Genomic DNA, 21,235 nt, shown 5'->3' on the forward strand with positions numbered 1-21,235 from the left:
ACGGCCCTGGTGCGGCCACTTCGCGATCATATACAGCCGGCTGAACGGCGCCAAGTCGCTGCAATTGCACGCCGTGCGGAGGTGCGGGAGAACGCGGCGGAATCGGGGGAGTCGTTCGATCGGGCAACCGAATCCTCCACTTCTCCGGGGGGTGTTGCGGTGGCCCGCGAGGGTGGTGGGGGCGGGCGCGCCGAGCGGGCGCACGGGCTCACGACCGGCGTCGCGGGCGGTCGCGGTCAGGTACGGGGCGAGAGCCTACCGTGACCGGTGGCCGGGCGTCTCGGAGTACGGCAGCGGCGGCACCTTTCGGGTGCGGCCCGCCCCCGCGGGGCCGATCACCCCTGGTGGCCCGAGCCACGGGCTTCGCCGGGTGTATTCAACACGGTTCACCAGAAAGGGAGTTGATGTTCCGTCACCTTGACGGTGCGTTCGACGGCGCCGCTTCCGGTGCGTGCGCGGCCGCGTTTTCGGAAATGACCCGGACGGCTGCCGTCGGCATGTGCGGCCCGCCCCCGCCACCCCGCGCGGCCCGGCCCCGCCGTGCCCGCCAAGCCCGCGGTCCGGGTGCGCATCGGGTGCGCCATCGGGCGTGGACCGGGAACGGACCGGCCGGCCGGCGCCGCTCGCGACCCGAATTCCCTTTCCCCGCCGCCGCATTCCGGTGTTTCTCCGTGCCGCCCGACGTGTCGGCTCCCGAATTCCGCCCGGCCCATGACCTGAAAACATCCCGAAAACATGACCTGAAAACATGACCTGAAGAACCGACCGCCGGTCAGGAATGGTGCGGCGTGAGGGCGGCGCTGAGGCGGAGGGATTCGGTGTAGGCCGCGGCGGCGATGACGCGGGGGAGCTCGGCGCGGCGCTCGTACAGCAGATGGCGGGCCGACCAGTGCGGGCCGTAGGCGGCGTAGGCCGGATCGCCGCCCGCGGGGGCGAGGTTGAGGGACACCCGGGTCACCCCGGCCAGCGGCGAGGCACCGGTGTGGGCCCGCGAGAGCACCTCGGTCAGCGCGAGGTCGACCGGGCCCTGCCCGGACTCCTGGTCGTGCCGCAGCAGCGACAGCGTCAGCCCGTCGGCGCCCCAGGGGACGAACACCAGCAGCGCGCAGGTCCGGCCGTGCCGGTCCACGCACTCCGCGACCACGCAGTCCGGGTCGGCCGGGTCGCCGAGCCGCCCCAACTGCACACCGCCCGCCGCCCGCCCGTGCCGCCGCCAGGCGTCGGCGAGCTGCCGCAGCCGGACCCACTCCGGCTCGGCGACGTCCCGCTGGCGGCGCACCACCACCCCGTAGCCGGCGGCGGCCATCGCCTGCCGGACCCGGGCCGGTCCCGGCGGCAGCGCGCCGACCGGCACCACGGGTTCCGCGCCGGAGTCCATGCCGTGCAGTCCGGCCGCGGTGTAGACGCCCGCGGCGCCGTCGCCCGCGTGCGCGACCGCGGCCACCCAGGCGTGCGCGCGAGCGGTGGCGAGCCAGTGCGCGACGGCCGCGGGCCAGGCGGCGGGCGGCCCCACCGGGTCGCCCGCGGCGAGCGTGACCCCGTTCACCACCCGGTGCACGATCGCCGCCTGCCGCCCCGGCGCCCAGCACACCGCGCGGTCCCGGCGCAGTGCGAAGTACCCGAAGGAGTCCCGGCCGCCGTCGGCCCGCAGCAGTTCCCGCAGCAGCCGCTCGTCGGCCGGCTGCAACCGGTCCCGGCCGCGCGGCGCGCGCAGGAACGCCAGCACCACGAGCAGCAGCAGCGCCACGCTGATCAGGTTGATCAGCACGTCCGCCCACCACGGCACCCTGATCCCGGGGTGGTCGAAGATCGCCGACAGCGTCAGCGTGCGCACCACCGCGTACCGGGCGCTGGGGCCCCAACGGGACGGCGGGTCCTGGTCGGTGGCGTGCACCAGCAGCGTCCCGGCGCCGACCGCGACGGCCGCGCCCACCACCAGGCTGAGCAGCCCCACGGCGACGTTGCGCCGCTCGCCGCGGACGTTGAAGACCGGGCGCGAGACCAGCAGCGCGCACAGCAGCAGCAACGTCAGCCCGACGGCCAGCCAGTTGACGGCGTGCCGGTGCGCGCCGGGCACCGCGGCCATGGAGACCGCGATCGCCACCGTGTACGCGGCCGCCGCCGCCGTGGTGAGCAGCCACGCCGCCCGCTTGCGCCGCCGCAGGCTCACCGACAGCACGAACGCCAGCGCGGCGCCGGTGAACCCGGGCCCGACCAGGAACGCGGTGACGTACTCGCCGCCGGTGGCCGCCCGCACCCGGTCCCGCAGCGGCCCGACCAGCCCGGTGACCAGGTCCACCACGCCCGCCAGCCGCAGGTACCACACGGCGGTGGCCGCGCCGGGCGCGCGCAGCGGCCGCAGCACCCGGGCGAGCAGCACCTCCAGCCGGGACGGCGGCACCTCCACCACCGTCGGCACCACCGGCGCCCGCCCGGCCCGCTTCGCCAGCGACACCGGGGTCGGCGCCCCGGCCACCGCGTCCATCACCGCGGTCTTCGCGGCCATCACCCGCCGCCGGGCGCCCTCCTCGCGCCGTTCGGCCCGGGCCATCCGGCGCGGCCGGGCGGCGTAGCGCCAGCGCGCCCACGGGCTGTGCGGCCGGGCCAGCCGCAGCGCGCCCACCACCGCGAGCAGCGGCACCATCACGCCCAGCAGCCCGGTCCACACCTTGCCCTTGAGCAGGCACAGCACCACGAACCCGAGCAGCACCGCGGCCACCACGTACGACCCGTAGGACCGGCCGCCGACGTACCCGCCGAGCGGCGCCTCGCCGGCCACCAGCAGCCCGATCACCGCGACCGCGAGGATCACCGCGTCGACCGACCGGCGGCCCTCTTCCTTCCAGTACACGTCCTCCAGGTGCAGCACGAGCGCGAACTCGTCGAGCACCAGGCCGCAGCCCATCCCGAAGACCACCGCGAGCACGTCGTGCGCCACCGGCCCGCCGGTCACCCCGAACGCGCCCACCCCGCCGACGATCATCATCACCTGGCCGAACACCACGTGGTGGATGTGCATCCCGCCGGGCTGCACGTTCCCCGGCCACCAGGACACCTGCCGCCGGATCATCCGGGTGCTGAACCTGATGAACAGGAACGAGCAGACCAGCCCGCCCAGCAGCAGGAACAGCTGCTCGCGCCCGGCGCCCGAGGTCTGCGTGCCGTGCGCGCGGCCGAACCAGTACGTCATGGCCCCAGGGTGCGTCCCGCGGCCGCGGCGCCGACCGGGACGCGCGGGACGGATCGGCACGCTTGCCGCATATGGGGCACGTTGTATGACGATCAGACGAGCGATCCGCCGGGCGCGGGCGGGACCCGGCCGGGATGCGCGCCGGACGCGGACGGGGTCAGCGGCCCAGGCGGCCGCGCACCATCCCCAGCAGCGCGTTCAGCTCCTCGATCCGCATCCGCTTCGCGATCGCCAGGAAGAGCCCGACCTGCACCACGAGCCCGATGAGCAGCGCCCCGGCCGCGCCCACCAGCCCGCCGCCCAGCGCGCTCTCGGTGGCGCGGGCGAGGAAGTAGCCGAGCACCGAGGGAATCAGCGCGGCCGCCACCAGCCGGCTGTAGGTGCGGCGGATGCGCGGGCCGTCCAGGGTGCCGATCCGGCGCCGCAGCCGCGGCAGCGCCACCAGCAGCCCGACGAAGTAGGCGACGCCGTAGCCGAACGCCATGCCGATCACCGCCCGCTGCGGCGGCAGCAGCAGGTACGACAGCCCCGCGACCGCCGCGTTGACCGCCGCGATCCACACCGTGTTGAAGAACGGCGTGCGGGTGTCCTCGTAGGCGTAGAAGCCGCGCAGCGTGACGTACTGCGCCGAGTACGGGATCAGGCCGAGGGCGAACGCGGCGAGCATGTAGCCCACCGAGCGGCCGCCGTTGGCGCCGGTGCCGTAGATCAGCGCGCCGATCCAGGGGCCCAGGGACAGGAAGAGGAAGGCGGCGGGCACGATCGCCACCGCCGAGGTGCGCAGCCCGTGCGAGATGTCGGCGCGCACCGCGGCCGCGTCTCCGTCGGAGGCCGCGCGCGAGATCCGGGGCAGCACCGCGCTCATCACCGAGACGGTGATCACCGCCTGCGGCAGCTGCCAGATGGTCTGGGCGCTGGTGTACGCCGCCAGGCCGGTGCCGCTGGCGAAGCCGTGCGCGGCCGCCGACTTCTCCGCGGCGGTGGCGAGTTGGGTGACCACGATCAGCCCGGCCTGGTTGGCGAGTACGAACAGGAAGGTCCAGCGGGCGAGTTTAACCGCGTGGCCCAGGCCGTGGCCGCGCCAGTCGAACCGCGGGCGGTAGCGCAGCCCCGACTTGCGCAGGTAGGGGATCATCGACAGGGCCTGCACCACCAGGCCGAGCAGGGTGCCCACGCCCAGCAGCCGCACGCCCTGCGGGGATATGGTGCCCGGGCTCACCGCGGTGTGGCCGAAGCTGCCGAACACCCAGATGTACATGCCGAAGGTGAAGATCACCACGACGTTGTTGAGCACCGGGGTCCACATCATCGCGCCGAACCGCTCCCGCGCGTTGAGGATCTGCCCGGCCACCACGTGCACGCCCATGAAGAAGATCGTCGGCAGGCAGTAGCGCGCCATCTCCACCGTGACGTGCGCGCTGGAGGGGGTGGACATCAGCGACGGCGACAGCAGCCGCACCAGCTGCGGCGCGGCCAGCACCATCACCAGCACCACCCCGCCGAGCGCGGTGATCACCAGCGTCAGCAGCCGGTTGGCGTACGCCTCGCCGCCGTCGGCGTCGTTCTTCATGCTGCGGATGAGCTGCGGCACGAACACCGCGTTGAGCGCTCCGCCGCCGACCAGGAAGTACACCATCGTCGGCAGCGTGTAGGCGACCTGGTAGGAGTCGCCCATCACACCCTGGCCGATCGCGGCGGCGATCATCATGTTGCGGACGAAGCCGGTGCCGCGCGAGACCATGGTGCCCAGCGCCATCACGGCGCTCGAACCGAGCACCGAGCCCTTGCGGGTGCCGCCGGCGGTCTGCCCGCGCCCCGCCTCGGGCGGCGGCGCCCGGTCGACGTCGATCACCGGGAACGTCCCCGTCGCCTCCGCCGCCACGTCGCCGCTGGCGCTGCCGTAGACGTTCGGGGCGTAGTAGAGGGAGTAGTCGGCGTCGTCGTCGCGGTACTCGCCGCGGTACTGGTCCCGGTACAGGTGGGCGTACGGGTCCGCGGCCGGCGGGCCCTGCTGCGGCACGGAGGTGTAGCCGTAGGGGCCGTACTGCTCCTGGCCGTACTGCTGGCGGCCGTAGGGCTGTTCGTCCTGCTGGTAATGGTCGTAGGGCTGGTACGGCTGCTCGTACGGGCCGGGCGGCTGCTCGCCGTACTGTTGCTCGCCGTACTGCGGGTACTCGCCGTACGGGCCTTCGCCGTGCAGGTCACGCCGACCGTCGCCGCCGTCCGGCGTGCTCATAGGACTCTCCGCTTCCGCTGCGCCAGGGCGCGGTCGACACCCCCGGTCCGCCACCCGTACGGCATACCTTCTCATCCGCGGCGGCGGCCCGTGCGCATCCGGCCGATCACACGGCCGCGGGCCGTGGCCTGAGTGGTCGGTACTCACCCCGGACGGGACGCGGGAGCAGGGCGGGGCGGCGACGGGCGCCGCGCGGGGGCGCTTGGGGCTTGTCGGCACCCCTGGCGCGCGGTCCCAGCCGCGCGCCCGGCGCGGCTTTGAGTACCGCCCACTCAGGTCCGCGCCCGGGTGCGCGTGCTGAGCTGTAAGGGACCGGGAAACCTGGGCCGCACCGAGGGGTGGAGGACGTCATGCAGGTCAGAATCCTGGGTCCCGCCGAGATCTACGACGACGCGCGAGGGCGGCGGGTCCGGCTGAACAGCCCCAAGCAGCGCATGCTGCTCGGCGCGCTCGCGACCAGGCCCGGCACGCCGGTGCCGACGGTCCTGCTCCTACGCGAGCTGTGGGGCGACGACGCGCCCGACAAGGCGGCCAACGCGCTCCAGGCGCACGTCTCACGGCTGCGCCAGGTGCTGACCGAGGTGGAGCCCGCGCGGGCCAAGGCGCCCCGGCTGGTCGCCCGCGGCGCCGGCTACCTGCTCCAGGTCCGGCCGGACGAGATCGACAGCACGCAGTTCCGGACGGAGGCCGCCCAGGCCCGCCGGTTCGCCGCGGGCGACCCGCGCACCGCGTACACGCTGCTGACGAAGGCGCTGAAGCTGTGGCGCGGCCCGGCGATGGACGGCGGCTGCGGCGGCCCGCTGTGTGCCGGGGCCGCCGCTCGGCTGGAGGAGGAGCGGTTGCAGGCGACGGAGGACCTGTACGACGCGGCGCTGCGGCTGGGCGTCGAACGGCAGGTGGTGGGGCCGTTGGAGGCGCTGGTGGCCGCGCACCCGGGTCGGGAGCGGTTCCGGCGCCAGTTGGCGGTCGCGCGCGGCAGGAGCGGGCGGCGCGGGGCGCCGCCGGTGGTGGTGCCGTCGGCCGTGGCGCCGTCCGCGGTGCCGTCCGCGGCGCGGGACGTGGACCGGCGGCGCGAGGTGCGCGAGGCGGACCGTACGGCCGTGAAGGTCGCGCGGGCGGGTCAACTCCCCTCGGTGGCACTGCCGTTCCCGTCGCCGGTCCGCCCCGGGAGCGTCCAGCCCGCGCCCGACGACCCGGCGAGCGCGCTGGAGGTCTTCCGACTGCGGCTCCAGGTCGAGCAGTTGATGTCGGAGCAGAGCCTGCTGCGGTCGGCGATCGAGCGGTTGGCGGCCGGGGCCGGCGGGTTCGGTGCGGCGGACGGGTCGTGGCTCGGCCGCGACGCCGCGGCGGGCAGCGCGGGCTGAGCGCCGCGGGCGCCGTACCCGGCCGGGCGGATCAGCAGGACGCGGGCCCCGGTCCCCGTCCTGGTCCACGGGCCGCGCCCTTACCGCCTCGCCAACACGCCGTCGGACTGCTCCTCCTGAGTGGCCGCCACGTTAACGTGCCCCCGCCACCCCCCTCTTCCGGCCGCCGGGTCAGGAGGCGGCCCAGTCGCCCAGGCGGGCGCATTCGGGGCAGTGGGGTTCGGTGGCGGGGTGCGGGTGGGGCGCAGGGGTGGCGGGGCGCGGGTCGTGGATCGGGACCGGGGCGGGGGAGTGGCCCAGGACGCGGGCCAGTTCGGCGCGGGCGGTGACGCCGAGCTTGTGGTAGACGCGGTGCAGGTGGTTCTCCACGGTGCGTACGGACACCACGAGGCGGCCGGCGATGTCGCGGTTGGACAGGCCGGTCGCGGCGAGCGCGGCCACTTCCCGTTCCCTGGCGGTGAGGGCGGCCGCAGCGTGGACGGGGGGCTGCTCGGTCGCCATCCACGGCGGCAGGCTGCCGCCGTGGTCGGCGAGGATGCCGTGCGCCGCGGCGCGCGCCTCGCGGCTCTTGCGGCGGCGTCCGGCCGCCCGGTAGGCGCGGGCGGCCTGCGCGGCCGCCTCCGCCGCGAGCGGCAGTGCCCCGCGGACCCGGAAGCGTACGGACACGGCCGTCAGGGCGTCGCCGTCGCCGGCCGCCAGGGCCCTGATGTGGTCGGCCTGCAACCGTGCCAACTCGGAGGTGGTGCAGGCGGCGAGGCGTTCTGCCTGGCCGGCCACGGACACGCTGTCGGACAGCCGCGCCGCCAGGTGCAGCGCTGCCACCGCGGCGGCCGGCCGCTGCCCGGCGACGGCCCGCTTGGCCACGGCGAGTGCCTGGCCGGCCGCCCCGGACCGGTCGCCGGTGCAGGCGAGCACGAGCGCGCGCTCCAGCGCGATGTCGTCGGCGGCCACCGGGTGCGCGGCGGCCTCGCTCTGCACGAGCCGCGCCTCCACGAGGGTGCGCAGCGCGTCGCTGTGCTGCCCGGACTGGGCGAGAGCGCCGGCGAGCCGGGCCAGCGTCCAGGCGGGCGTGGCCAGCCAGTCGCCGTCGCCGTGGCCGTGCACCGCGCTCGCCTCCCGCAGCAGCACGACCGCCTCGCCGGTCCGGCCGAAGTCGCGGTGGAGCCGGGCCCGCAGCAGCGCGACGTGCAGCCGGCGCTGCTGCTCGTCGCCGCCGCTGTGCCGCCGGACCGCTTCCAGCGCGGCGCCGTAACCGCCGAGGTCGCCGCTGAGGAAGCAGCAGTGGGCCAGCAGCACGAAGTAGCGCAGCCGGGCGTCGTCCGCCCATGCGTCCACCTGGCCGCGGCAGGCGGCCAGTTGCTCCGACGCGGCGGCCGGGTCGCCGAGTTCGATCCGGGCGAAGGCGACCGCGGGCAGCAGTTCCTGGGTGACGCGGGAGGCGGCCGGCTCGGCCGGCAGCACCTGGTCGCCGATCTCGACGGCGTGCCGCAGCCGGCCGGCCAGGATCGCGATGACCGCGCGGTAGCCCTGGAGCGGCAGCGCCCGCTCCGCGCCGACCGCGGCGGTCGTCCGGTCCAGGACGTCCGCGGCGTCCGCCAGCCGGCGCAGCCCCTCGGCGAGGTTGGCCGCGCGGGCGCGCACCGCGGCGAGGAAGTCGCAGTCCGGCGCCGGGCAGTCGCCGTCCAGCGCGGCGGCGAACACCCGTTCCGCCTCGGCGTGACGGCCCTGACCGGCCATGATGCGGCCGAGCAGGAGTGTGGCCGGGACGTCGGCGGGCGCATCCGGGGGACAGGTTCCGGTGGGCGCTACGCGCGTTGAAACACGGCGTGCGAAAGCCGGCAACACGGCGGAAGCACGCGCGGCCCGCCCGTCCCACTCCGGCTCGCCCCGCTCCTGCCCGTCCGCCTCCCGCCCGGTCCGGTCCGGCCCGCCCCCGCGCGCCGCGGCGCCCGGCCCGTCGAACCCGTCGTCACCGTCGCGGCCCTCGAACGCGCCGCCGCCCCCGCCCGTTTCGTACCCCGGCCCCTCGCGCCCCGCGGGTCCGTACGGCGCCGGTTCGTACGGGGCCGGTTCGTACGGCGTCCGGCCGCCGGCGCTGTCCAGCGCGAGCCGGCACAGGCGCTCGGCGAGCGCGAAGTCCTGCTGCCGGAAGGCGGTGTGCGCCGAGCCGAGCAGCTGCTGCGGTTCGGGGACCAGCCCGGCGTCCAACCGCAGGGTGATCAGCCGCAGTTGGTCGTCCGCCCGGCGCGCGCCGGTGCTCTCGATCCATGCGGCGATCTGGCGGCGCAGCCGCCGCGCGGTCAGGTCGGACATCCGCGCGGCCACCACCACCCGGCTCAGCGGCAGCGCCAGCCGCAGCCGCAGCCGGTGCCCGGCCCGCTCCACCGCCACCACCCCGCGCAGGTTCAGCGACTCCGCGGCCCGCGAGAGGTCGAAGTGGGCGGCGATGTCCGCCTCCAGGGGCTCGGCGAGGGCGAGCATGTTCACCAGCTCCTGCTCGTCCGGGGCCAGATCCCGCAGCCCCAGGTGCACCACCGCGGCCAGCCGCCGGGTCGGCGGCTCGGCCAGGCCCCGCCACCGCCACATCCCGTCCACCTGCCGCAGCGACCCGTCGGCGAGCGAGTGCTCCACCAACTCCCGCAGGATCAAGGGGTTTCCGCCGGTGTCGGCCCACAGCCGCTCCAGCGTCGCGGCCTCGAGGTGCCCGGCCAGCCGCTCGTGCAGCGCGCGCGCCACCGCCCGCCGGTCGAACGGGGCCAGCTCGATCCGCTCCACCAGCCGGGCCACCCACAGCTGGTCGATCGGGGCCGGCGCGGGCGCGCCGCGGCGGACGGCGGCCGCCACCGCCAACTGCCCCGCGGCAGCCAGCCGGTAGAGGTGTGCCGCGGACGCCTCGTCCACGAGGTGGGCGTCGTCCAGCCCGACCAGCGGGCGCCGCGGCGCCGCCGCCTGCCGCGGCAGCGGGCCGAGCCGGTCCAGGCAGTCGGCGAGGGTGGCGAAGGTCTCGACCGGCGCACCGTCCTCCTGCCCGCCGCGCCACGCCCCGCCGACCGCGACGACGCTGCGGCCCGCCGCGGCGGCCCGCTCCAGCGCCGCCTCCAGCAGCCTGGTCTTGCCCATGCCCGGGTCCCCGTCCAGCAGGACCCCGCCGCCGTGGTCGACGGCGGCCGTGACGGCAGTCAGCTCCCTGTCCCGCGCGGCCATCGGCCAGTCGTGCCCGGTGTCCACCGGCATTCTCCCGCAACTCCCCGCTGAAAGACGCAGATCTGGTGGTCTGTACCCCATGCCCCGGGCCCGCGAATACCTGGTGTCACAACGATGTGAACCGGTCATTTCCATCTGCTGAATTTCGCCGGCGGGCGCACGTTTTCCGCTGATGAGGTCACAGGAACGGTAAGCGAAACGCTGGGAGCGTACCTGTACCCGTTCTGGCGCGCGCTTCCCCGGCCGTTTTGGCGGCCTGGCCTCGCGATACGGCGGGCGGCACCGGAGCGGTCGGCAAGAAGAAGAGGAAATTCCAGCCGCCGGACCGGCAGTCGGCCGCCGCCGGCCCGCCCCGCCGGCGTCACCGCCGTGCCACCGGACGGGCCGCCGCCACGGCTCCCGCGACGGCTCCCGCCGCGCCCCACCGTGGCGCGTTCGGATCGCCAAGTCGCCTGTCTGGTAAGGGATTTCGGGGCGTGCGCCGGTCGTGCGCGGGCCGTGCACCGATCTTTCCCCGGGGTCACCTTGGGTGAGCGGGGGCGGAGGGCGGAAAGCCCGCCAAGCACTCTGGCCCCACCTGTCACAGCCACGTATCGTGCCGGATACGGTGCGTCACATCGCCGGTTCCAAAACCAAGATCGCGGGTATCGGCGCCCTGATGACGTGATGGAACACCTCGATATGATCGAGCGGAACCACGCGTCATGACCAGTAATTCGGAAGCGGATCGGCCCGTTTCCACGGGGAGGCTTCTGGGTATGAGTGGGGCTTTGTGGGGCGCGGTTCTGCGCGAGGCCCGGTTAGCCTCGGGACTGACGCAGAACGAGGTCGCCCGGCGGGCCGGCATGAGCGTACGCGCACTGCGCTACATCGAGTCCGGCACCGTGGCCCAGCCCCGGCGCCACTCGCTGGACCGGCTGGCGGAGGCCGTCGGCATGGACCTGGCCGCGGCCCCCTGGCGGGCCGGCGGCGCGGGCCCGGCCGCGGCCGCCGGCGCGAGCGCACACGACATCCGCGTCCTCGGGCCGCTGGCCGTCTCCTACCGCGGCAGACCGGTGGAACTCCCGCTGAAACAGCGCACGCTGCTCGGCCTGCTGGCCATCCAGCCGCACCGCGTGGTCAGTCAGGCGGAGATGACCGAGGTGCTGTGGAGCGGCGAGGCACCGCCCTCCTCGCTGGGGCTGCTGCACACCTACATGGCCCGGCTGCGCCGTACCCTCGAGGGCGGCCCGGGCGGGCGCGGCGACCAGCGCCGGGTCACCACGGTGCGCGGCGGCTACGCCCTCTCGGCCGAACCCGGCGGGCTGGACCTGCTGCGCTTCGAGGAGTACACCGCCCAGGCCGTGGCCGCGCGCGAGCGTGAACCGGCGCTGGCCCTGGAACTGTTCGGGCTCGCCTTCCAGCACTGGCGCGGCCCGGTGCTGGAGGACGTGCCCGCGCTGCGCCAGCACCCGGTGGTGGTCGCCATCGGCCAGCACCGCTTCGACATGGTCATCGAGTTCGCCGACCTGGCGCTGTGCCAGAAGCGGCACGCCGTCGTGGTGAAGCAGCTGATGGCGGCCGCGTACGAGGAGCCGCTGCACGAAGGGGTGCAGGGGCGGCTGATGCTCGCGCTCGCCGGGTCCGGCCAGAAGGCGGCGGCGCTGCGGCTCTTCGGCGAGCTGCGCGCGCGGTTCCACGAGGAGCTGGGGGTGGAGCCGAGCGAGGAGATCTGGGAGGTGCGCCGCAGCATCCTCGCGCAGCCCGGTGACGAGGCCCCCGCCGCACCGGCCGGTTCCGCCCGCCCCGCCGCACCGGCGGCCCCGGCCCGCCCCACCGGCCCGGCCCGCCCCACCGGCGCCGCCCGCCCGGCCGTACCCCGCGGCGGCCCCGACCGCGGGGTCCCGGTGCCGGCCGCCGCGCTGCCCGGCACCACCGCCTCGCCCGCGCAGATCCCCCCGGTGGTGCGGCCGTTCGTCGGCCGCCGCGCGGAGCTGGCCGCGCTCGACCGGCTGCTGGCCCACCACCGCGAGGACCAGGCGTCGGTGGCGATCGCGGCCATCTCCGGCCCGCCCGAGCAGGGCAAGACCGCGCTGGCCGTGCACTGGGCGCACGAGGCGCACGCGTGGTTCCCCGACGGCCAGCTCTACGCCGACCTGCGCGGCGGCGAGGGCACGCCGGGCGCCGCCCTGGAGCCGCTGAGCGTGCTGGGCGGCTTCCTGCGCTCCCTCGGGGTCGCCAGGGACCGGATACCCACCGACCTCGCCGAGTGCTCCGCGCTGTTCCGCACCCTGCTCGCCGGGCGGTACGTCCTGGTGCTGCTGGACGACGCGGGCACCTCCGCGCAGGTCCGCCCGCTGCTGCCGGGCACCCCCGGCAACCTGGTGCTCGTCACCAGCCGCCATCCGCTGCCCGACCTGGTGGTGCGCAACGGCGCCAAGCCGCTGGAGCTGGACGTGCTGTCGGCGGCGGAGGCACGCGAACTGCTCGACGCCTTCCTGGGCGCCTCCCGTACGGCCGCCGAGCCCGAGGCCACGGCCGCGCTCGCGGAGGTGTGCGGCCGCCGCCCGCTGGCGCTGCGCCGCTCCGCCGCCCAACTGGCCGCGCGGCCGAACGCGTCGATCCGGGAGTGGGTGCGCAGCACCACGGTCCGGCAGGCGCAGCCCCGCCCGCGCCGCTCGCCGTCCCGCACCGACGCGGACGGCGGCGCGGGCGCCAACGGCCCGGGCGGGCACCCCGGCCGCGCGGTGGCGGGCCCGTAGGCGACCTCCCACGGCGGGCGGCCGGCCCGCCCGTTCACCCCCGCCCCACGCGACGCGGCGCCCTCCTTCCGCAACGGGCCTCCCGCGAACGGCATTCCGCAACCGGAATCCCGTCACCGGCGTTCCGCCACAGCTGTGCCGGCGCCGCGGTAAACCGCTGTCCGCCGCCGGAGGGAATGACGTCCCCCCGCGTGTCATATGCGGTCGGCCCGTGCCGGGATCGGCGTGCACGGCCCCAGGAGTTCCGCGCCGGCCGGGCGCCGACTGCCGCTGACATCCGCTGACGGATTCGCTGACACGCGGGCGCGATGCTGACAGCGGAACCGCACGCTCCGCGCCGTATCGTATTTCCCCAGCTCAGCCCGGGCAGTTGGTTTCCATGCACACCGAACGAAACGCTGCGGGCGCCCCGCGGGGCGTTTTCCGGACCGCCGCCGGTTGCCCGGGCGAAGACCTCCCGCCTACTGTCCCGAACCGCGGACGCACCCCGAATTCGGCCGTGGGAAAAGGCCGCCGGACCACACGTGCGGACCGCCGGGAAACCCAAGTCGTCGGGAAGGGAATGGCATGGGGAACATCACGACCCAGGAAGCCCAGGAGTGGCTGATCGAGAAGATCGCCCACCGCCTGGGTGTGGAGCCGGCCGCGGTTCCGCCGGAGCAGTACTTCGACGAACTCGACCTGGACAGTACCGAGGCGCTGATCCTCGCCGGCGAGATGGAGAACTGGCTCGGCTTCGAGCTCCAGACCACGGCGCTGTGGTACCACCCCACCATCAAGGACCTGGCGGCCCACCTCGCCGAGGAGGTCGCGCAGCGTGCCTCGGCCTAGAGCCGCCGGCGCCGCCCGCGGCCCCGCCCCCCGCCCGCAGGCGCCGCCGATCGTCCGCCGGCACCGGCCCACCCCGCCCGGGGGGCACACCGTGTACGCCGTCCACCCCGGCGCCCTGCCCTCCGAGGTGTGGCGCGGTGTCGCGGACGCGCTGCCGGACGGCACCGGGTTCGCCGTACTGGACCTGGCCGGCGTCCCGGAGTACTTCGAGGCGGCGCTGTCCGGCGGCCGCAGCGACCTGACCGTGGCCGCCCTTACCGCCCAGCTCACCGCCGAGCTGCGCGCCGACCGGGCCGCCCGGTCCGGCGCGGGGCGGACCACGTTCACCGGCTGGTCGTTCGGCGGTGTGCTCGCGCAGGCGATGACCGAGACCCTGGAGCCCGCCGAACGCCCCGAGCGGCTGGTGCTCCTGGACAGCATCGCGCCCACCGACGCCTACCAGCAGGCCGACGACGCGCTCGACCCGCCCATGCTGCTGCGCTGGTTCGCGATGTACCTCGGCGCCAAGCGGAACCGCGAGGTCGCCCTCGGCCCCGGCGGCACCGCCGGACTCGACACCGACACCGGGCTGCTGCGCGTCCTGGACGCGGCGGTCGGCTGCGGCGCCCTGGCGGCGAGCACCCCGCTGCCGGGCCTGCGCAAGCTCTACGACACCTATGTCGACGGCCTGCTGCGCAACAACCGGCTGACCGCCACCCACCGGCCGGTGCCCTCGTCGGTGCCGCTGGCCCTGGTCAAGGCCACGAACAGCCTCATCCTGGGCGACGACGCGCTCGGCTGGCAGGAGCTGGCCCCCCGCGGCCTGGACCTGCGCCCGCCCACCCCGGGCGACCACTACACGATGCTGACCCGCCCCGACGCCGCGGCGGCCATCGCGGAAGTGCTCCGGCCGCCCCGCTGACCCGCGGACCCCGCCGGGCGGCCCGCCCGGCACCGGCGGACGACCCGCCGGTCCCCACCGGACGCCCCGGCTCCACCGGACGCGCCGCCGGTCCCACCGGACGACCCACCGGCCCGCCCAGCGCCGCGCGGACGTCGCCACGGAAGATCCCGTTCGCCCAGATCCCAGAGAGACTCGCCGTGAACCCTTCGCAGGAATCCGCGCTCGACCGCCGGCTCGCCCGTGACCCCATCGCCATCGTCGGCCTCTCCGCGCTCTACCCGAAGTCCCGCGACCTGACCGCGTTCTGGGCGAACGTCGCCTCGGCCGCCGACTGCATCGACGACGTGCCCGCCACCCACTGGGACGTCGACGCCTTCTACGACCCGGACCCGACCGCGCCCGACAAGACCTACGCCCGGCGCGGCGGCTTCATCCCCGACGTCCCCTTCAACCCCATGGAGTTCGGGCTGCCCCCGAACACCCTGGAGGTCACCGATGTCCTCCAGCTGCTGAGCCTGGTGGTCGCCCGCGACCTGCTCAAGGACGCCGGGGCCGACCAGCCCTGGTACGACGCCGCCCGCACCGGCGTCATCCTCGGCATCACCGGCGCCAACCAGCTCACCCAGCCGCTCACCGCGCGGCTCCAGACGCCCGTGCTCAAGGAAGTGGTCCGCAGCTGCGGCCTGTCCGAGCGGGACGCCGACGAGATCGCCGCCAAGTTCCGCCTGGCGTACGCCCCGTGGGAGGAGAACTCCTTCCCCGGCATGCTCGGCAACGTCGTCGCCGGCCGGATCGCCAACCGGCTCGACCTCGGCGGCACCAACATGACGATCGACGCCGCCTGCGCCAGCTCGCTCGGCGCGGTCAAGGCCGCCGTCAGCGAACTGCTCGAAGGCCGCGCCGACACCATGCTGGTCGGCGGCTGCGACGCCGAGAACACCATCTTCATGTACATGTGCTTCAGCAAGACCCCGGCGCTGTCCAAGGGCGGCCGCATCCGCCCGTTCGACAAGAACGCCGACGGCACCCTGATCGGCGAGGGCATCGGCATGCTCGCCCTGCGCCGGCTCTCCGACGCCGAGCGCGACGGCAACCGCGTCTACGCGGTGCTGCGCGGCCTGGGCACCTCCAGCGACGGCCGCTTCAAGTCCATCTACGCGCCCCGCAAGGAAGGCCAGATGGTCGCCCTGCGCCGCGCCTACCACGACGCGGACTGCTCACCGGCGAGCATCGAGCTGTTCGAGGCCCACGGCACCGGCACCGCGGTCGGCGACGCCACCGAACTGAGCGCCCTCGCCGCCGTCGTCGGCGAGGCCACCGAGGAGCGCGCGTACGCCGCCGTCGGCAGCGTGAAGTCCCAGATCGGCCACACCAAGGCCGCCGCCGGCGCCGCGGGCATGATCAAGCTGGCGCTCTCGCTGCACCACAAGGTGCTGCCGCCCACCATCAACGTGGACGAGCCCAACCCGGCGATCGACTTCGACAGCGGCCCCTTCTACGTCAACACCGAACTGCGGCCCTGGATTCGCGACCCGAAGCTCGGCCGGCGCCGCGCGGCGATCTCCTCGTTCGGCTTCGGCGGCACCAACTTCCACTTCGTCATGGAGGAGCACGGCGACGGCAACGACCTGGAGGTGATGTTCCCGGTCGCCGCCGTCCACCTGTGGCACGCGCCCGACACCGCCGCGCTCACCGCGGCCCTGGCGAGCGGCGCCGCCGCCCAGGGCGGCCCGGCGCCCGCCGGCCACGCCCGCCTCGCCCTCGTCGCCCGGACCGGGGAGGAACTCGCCGCCCTGCGCGAGACGGCCCTCGGCGAACTGCGCGCCCGCCCCGACGCCGACGCCTGGACCCACCCCAAGGGCGTCTACTTCCGCCGCCGCGCCGCCCAGGACACCAAGGTCGCCGCGCTCTTCGCCGGACAGGGCAGCCAGTACGTCAACCCCGGCAGGACCGCCGTGCTGGCGCTGCCGCCGCTTCGCGCCGCCTTCGACGAGGCCAACCGGCAGTTCGCCGACGCCCGGCCGCTGTCCCGGATCGCCTTCCCGCCGCCCTCCTTCGACGCAGGCGCCCGCATCGCGCAGGAGGCCGCGCTGCGCGAGACCGCGCACGCCCAGCCCGCGATCGGCGCGCTGTCCGTCGGGCAGTACCGCTACCTGGCCGAACTCGGCTTCACCGCCGAGGGGTTCCTCGGCCACAGCTTCGGCGAGCTGACCGCGCTGTGGGCGGCCGGCGCGCTCGACAGCGACACCTACTTCGCGCTCGCCCGGGCCCGCGGCGCCGCCATGGCGCCCCCGGCCGACCCCGGCTTCGACGCCGGGGCGATGGCGGCGGTCACCGCACCCGAGGAGAAGGTCGCCGAACTCCTCGCCGACCGGCCCGGGTTGTCCGTCTGCAACCGCAACGCACCCGACCAGATCGTGGTCGGCGGCGCCACCGACCAGATCGAGCACCTGGTCGCGGCGGCCGGGCAGGCCGGGCTGCGGGCCTCCCGGCTGCCGGTGTCCGCCGCCTTCCACACCCCCCATGTCGCCCACGCCGTCGCCGAGTTCGGCGCGCACGTGGCGGCCGCCGAGATACGCGAGCCGAGCGGCTGGGTGCTGCCCAACACCCGCGGCGCGGTCTACGGCGCCGACCTCGCCGCCAACCGCCGTGTCCTCACCGAGCAGTTGGTCCACCCGGTGGACTTCGCCGCCCGCGTGGAGGAGCTGTACGGCGCCGGGTTCCGGGTGTTCGTGGAGTTCGGCCCCGCCTCGGTGCTCACCCGGCTCGTCGGACGGGTGCTCGGCGACCGCGAGCACACCGCGGTCGCCCTGGACGGCGGCGCCAAGCGGGACGCGGAGCTGACCCTGAAGCAGGCGGTGGCCCAACTCGCCGTCCTGGGCCTACCGCTGGCCACCGCGGACCGCTACGTCGCCGAGGCGCGGCGCAGCGAGCCGGCGCCGGGCATGACGATCCCGCTCAACGGCATCAACTACGTCTCGCCGCAGCGCAAGGCGGCCTACCGGGACGCGATCGACAACGGCTACCGGGTGCCCGTACCGGTGCCGGTGCCGGCTTCTGTGCCCGTGCCTGCCGCGGCCATCGCACCGGCCGACACCCCGAGGCCCGCGCCCGTACCGGCTCCGGCACCCGCGCTGCCCGTGCCTGCCGCGGCCGTCCCCGTACCGGCCGCGCCCCCTGCCCCTGACCCCGCCGTCCTGGAGACAGCTGCCGTGGACAACGACCGCCTGGCCGACCTGATGGCCGACCACCTCGAACTGCACGACGACTACCTGAACGGCCAGTTGCAGAGCGCCGAGCGCCTCGCCCGGCTGCTGGAGCGCGCCGACGAGCAGGGCCGGGTGAACCAGGTGATCGCCGGGGTCACCGCGGTCAAGGAGCACGGCCTCGCCATCGGCCGCACCCACCTGCGGGCCAACGAGATCCTGCGCGACCTCGCCGGGCTGGAGCTGGGCACGGCCCCCGCCGCCGCCCCGGCCCCCGCCGCACCCGCCGCCCCGGCCCCCGCGCTGCCCGCGCCGGCCGCGTACGTCGAACCGGCGCGCCCGGCACCCGTCCTCGCCCCTGCTCCGGTGGCCGCGCCCGCGATCGCCGCACCGGCCCCGGTCGAGGTCCCGGCCCCGGCCCCCGCGCCCGCCCCGGTCGTCGCGGCGCCGGTGGCCGCCGGACCGGACTCCGGCGCCGTCGAGACCGCGCTGCTGGGTGTGGTGGCGGAGAAGACGGGTTATCCGGCGGAGATGCTTGAGCTGGATATGGATGTGGAGGCGGATCTGGGGATCGATTCGATCAAGCGGGTGGAGATCATGGGGGTGTTGCAGGAGCGGTTCGGGGTGGATGCGGCGGCTGGTCCTGAGGTGTTGGGGGAGTTGCGGACGTTGCGGGACATCGTGGGGTTCATGGCGGTGCCTGCTCCGGTCGTCGCGGCGCCGGTGGCTGCTGGGCCGGACGCGGGTGCGGTGGAGTCGGCGTTGTTGGGTGTGGTGGCGGAGAAGACGGGTTATCCGGCGGAGATGCTTGAGCTGGATATGGATGTCGAGGCGGATCTCGGCATCGACTCGATCAAGCGGGTCGAGATCATGGGCGTGATGCAGGAACGGTTCGCGTTCGAGTCGTCCGCGGGTCCCGAAGCGCTCGCCGAGCTGCGGTCGTTGGGCGACATCGTGCGGTTCGTCACCGGCGGCGCCTCCTCCGCCCCCGCCTCCGACCCTGCCCCCGCCGCGAGCGGCCCGCCCGCGCCCGCCCCTGCCGCCGCTCCTGACGCTGCCGCGCCGACACCGGCACCGGCGCCGTCCGAGCCGCGGGGCCGGATCGGCCGGGCCCAGGCGGCCCTGGCCACGCTGCCCGACCCGGACCGGCTCGTGGCCGCCTACCCGCAAGGCGGCGGCGCGCTGCTCGTCGACCACGGCGGCGACCTCACCCCGGTGCTCGCCGAGCGGCTGGCCGCCGAGGGCTGGAAGGTGCACGTCCTGCGGCTGCCGGGCGTGCCGGAGCGCGCGGCGGGCGTCCGGGACCACGCCCTGGCGAGCTGGGGCGTGACCGAGCTGGCCGCGCGGATCGAGGAGGCCCTCGCCGACCGGATCAGCCTCGTCCTCGACCTCACCGTCCCCGCCGGCGACTGGGCCGACGGCGTCAGGCGGCTCGCGCACTCCCTGCTGGTCGCCAAGCACGTCGTCGAACCGCTCACCGAGGCCGCCGCGTTCGGCCGGGCCGCCTACGTGGCCGTCACCCGGCTCGACGGCGCGTTCGGGCTGCACGGGGTGGCCGAGGAGGCGATACCCGGCGGCGGCGTCGCCGGCCTGGTCAAGACGCTCGCGGTGGAGGCCCCCGAGCTGTTCTGCCGCTCGGTCGACCTCGCCCCCGCGCTCGACCCGGCGGCGGCCGCCTCCGCCGTCCTGGAAGAGGTGCACGCGGCCGGGGCCGAACCGGTCCAGGTGGGACGCGACGGCACCCGGCGGGTCGGCCTGACCCTCGCCGACCAGCCGCTGACCGGCACCGGTACGGCGAGCGCGCCGCTCGGCGCCGGCGACCTGCTCGTGGTCACCGGCGGCGGCCGCGGCATCACCGCCTCCTGCGTCGCCGAACTGGTCCGCCGCCACCGCCCGGGGCTGCTGCTGCTCGGCCGCACCCCGCTCGGCGAGGAGCCGACTTGGGCGGGCGGCGTACCGGAGGGCGGCCTGAAGGCCGCGGCCGCCGCCGAGTTGAAGGCGGCGGGCGAGAAGCCCACCCCGAAGCGGGTCGAGCAGCTCTTCCGCACCGTGGTCGCGGTCCGCGAGATCCAGGACACGCTGGCGCAGGTGCGCGCGGCCGGCAGCGAGGCCGAGTACCTCGCCGTGGACATCACCGACCCGGCCGCCACCGCCGCCGCGCTCGCCCCCTACCGGCAGCGGGTCACCGGCCTGGTGCACGGCGCGGGCGTGCTCGCCGACCAGCTGATCGCGCACAAGAAGGCGTCCGAGATCGAGCGGGTCCTCGCGCCGAAGCTCGCCGGGCTGCGCTCGGTGGTCGCCGCGCTGCCCGAGGACGCGCTGCGCCACGTGGTGCTCTTCTCCTCCGTCGCCGGCTTCTTCGGCAACCGCGGCCAGTCCGACTACGCGATGGCCAACGAAGTGCTGAACACCTGGGCGTCCGCCTTCAAGCAGCGCCACCCGCGGGCCCGGGTCACCTCCCTCAACTGGGGCGCCTGGGACAGCGGCATGGTCTCCCCGGAGATCAAGGCGGTCTTCGAGCAGCGCGGCATCACCCTCATCCCGGTCGGCACCGGGGCGCGGATGTTCGCCGAGCAGTTCGCCGCCGAGCGCGCCGACGACGTGGTCACCGTGCTCGGCCCGACCACCCCGCTGTCCGCGCGCGAGGCGGTGGTGCTCGGCGCCGAGGTCACCGTCGAGCGCACCCTGACGGGCCTGGCGGCCGACCCGATCGTCACCGACCACGTCATCGGCGCCGACCCGGTGCTGCCGGCCGCCGTCGCGCTCGGCTGGGCGATCGGCGCGGTGGAGCGGGCCGGGGGCGTACCGGTCGGCCAGGTACGGGACTTCGCGGTGCACAAGGGCATCGTCTTCGACGGCGGCGAGCCCGGGACCGTACGACTGGTGCTGAGCCCCGCGGGCGGCGCGGTACGGGCGGCGATCCGCTCGACCGGCGCCGACGGCGCCCTGCGGCCGCACTACGCGGCCGTGGTCGACACCGGCACCCAGCCGGCCGAGGCCGCGCTCGCCGGGCTGCCGGCGCTGGGCGGCGGGCAGGACGCCGCCGGGTTCTACGCCGACGGCACCCTCTTCCACGGCCCGTCCCTGCGCGGGGTGCGCCGGGTGCTGGCCGAGGCGCGGGACCGGCTGGTGCTGGAGTGCGCCCTGCCCGAACACCGCCCGGCCGGCGGCGCGTTCGGCGGTAGCCGGTACGCGCCCGGCACCGCCGACCTGCTGCTCCAGGCGGGCCTGGTGTGGGTGCGGCTCTTCCAGGGCAGCGCCGCGCTGCCGCTGGGCATCGGCCGGGTCGACCTGCACCACCCGCTGCCGGACGGCGCACCGTTCCTGGTCGTGGTGGAGCCCGCCGCGGACGGCGCCGGCCACGGCACCGCGGCCTCGCTCACCGTCACCGCCTGCGCCCCCGACGGGCTGGTGCTGACCCGCTTCGACGCGGTCTCGGTGGTCTCCGCCCCGCAGCTCGCGGCCAAGTTCGCCACCAGCTGACCGCCCGCGTCCTTGACGGACGTGCCTGACCCGGTCGGTCCGGCCGGCGCCCCGATCACGCCTGCCGGCCGGACCGACCGACCCCAGAAGGGACACC

At 75.6% G+C, this 21,235-nt stretch carries 8 protein-coding genes; 5 read left to right on the forward strand and 3 right to left on the reverse strand.

Going from position 1 to position 21,235, the window contains the following annotated elements; genetic code table 11:
• Positions 1 to 772: 772 nt before the first annotated feature.
• Together AC3EVP_RS26535 and murJ are read right to left on the reverse strand one after the other, a co-directional pair.
• On the reverse strand, positions 773 to 3,190 hold the full coding sequence (locus AC3EVP_RS26535; RefSeq protein ID WP_435133923.1) for a phosphatidylglycerol lysyltransferase domain-containing protein: 2,418 nt from the start codon (positions 3,188 to 3,190) through the stop codon (positions 773 to 775).
• A gap of 157 nt (positions 3,191 to 3,347) precedes the next feature.
• Entirely contained in the window at positions 3,348 to 5,426 is a 2,079-nt protein-coding gene (murJ, locus tag AC3EVP_RS26540; RefSeq protein WP_435133926.1) for a murein biosynthesis integral membrane protein MurJ, read from the reverse strand.
• A 350-nt stretch (positions 5,427 to 5,776) separates the two neighbouring features.
• Between murJ and AC3EVP_RS26545 the strand changes: the two genes are divergently transcribed.
• Positions 5,777 to 6,790 carry an AfsR/SARP family transcriptional regulator gene (locus AC3EVP_RS26545; RefSeq protein WP_435133929.1) on the forward strand — a complete coding sequence of 338 codons (1,014 nt, stop codon included), beginning with the start codon at positions 5,777 to 5,779 and terminating at the stop codon, positions 6,788 to 6,790.
• A 171-nt stretch (positions 6,791 to 6,961) separates the two neighbouring features.
• On the opposite strand, the gene AC3EVP_RS26550 is transcribed toward AC3EVP_RS26545, so the two are convergent.
• Positions 6,962 to 10,024: a helix-turn-helix transcriptional regulator gene (locus tag AC3EVP_RS26550; protein WP_435133930.1), complete on the reverse strand. Its 3,063-nt coding sequence runs from the start codon at positions 10,022 to 10,024 to the stop codon at positions 6,962 to 6,964.
• Between the two features lie 728 nt (positions 10,025 to 10,752).
• Here AC3EVP_RS26550 and AC3EVP_RS26555 point away from each other — a divergent pair.
• The 4 genes from AC3EVP_RS26555 (at position 10,753) to AC3EVP_RS26570 (ending at position 21,138) form a co-directional block, all read left to right on the forward strand.
• Positions 10,753 to 12,735: a BTAD domain-containing putative transcriptional regulator gene (locus AC3EVP_RS26555; RefSeq protein WP_435134018.1), complete on the forward strand. Its 1,983-nt coding sequence runs from the start codon at positions 10,753 to 10,755 to the stop codon at positions 12,733 to 12,735.
• A gap of 567 nt (positions 12,736 to 13,302) precedes the next feature.
• Positions 13,303 to 13,566 carry an acyl carrier protein gene (locus tag AC3EVP_RS26560; RefSeq protein ID WP_335976955.1) on the forward strand — a complete coding sequence of 88 codons (264 nt, stop codon included), beginning with the start codon at positions 13,303 to 13,305 and terminating at the stop codon, positions 13,564 to 13,566.
• Positions 13,553 to 14,467, forward strand: a complete 915-nt coding sequence (locus AC3EVP_RS26565; protein ID WP_335976953.1) for a thioesterase domain-containing protein — start codon at positions 13,553 to 13,555, stop codon at positions 14,465 to 14,467. The genes AC3EVP_RS26560 and AC3EVP_RS26565 overlap by 14 nt, the downstream gene beginning before the upstream one ends.
• Before the next feature lie 179 nt (positions 14,468 to 14,646).
• Positions 14,647 to 21,138 carry an SDR family NAD(P)-dependent oxidoreductase gene (locus AC3EVP_RS26570; RefSeq protein ID WP_435133934.1) on the forward strand — a complete coding sequence of 2,164 codons (6,492 nt, stop codon included), beginning with the start codon at positions 14,647 to 14,649 and terminating at the stop codon, positions 21,136 to 21,138.
• Positions 21,139 to 21,235: the final 97 nt, after the last annotated feature.

It is taken from the genome of Actinacidiphila sp. bgisy144, from assembly GCF_057708105.1.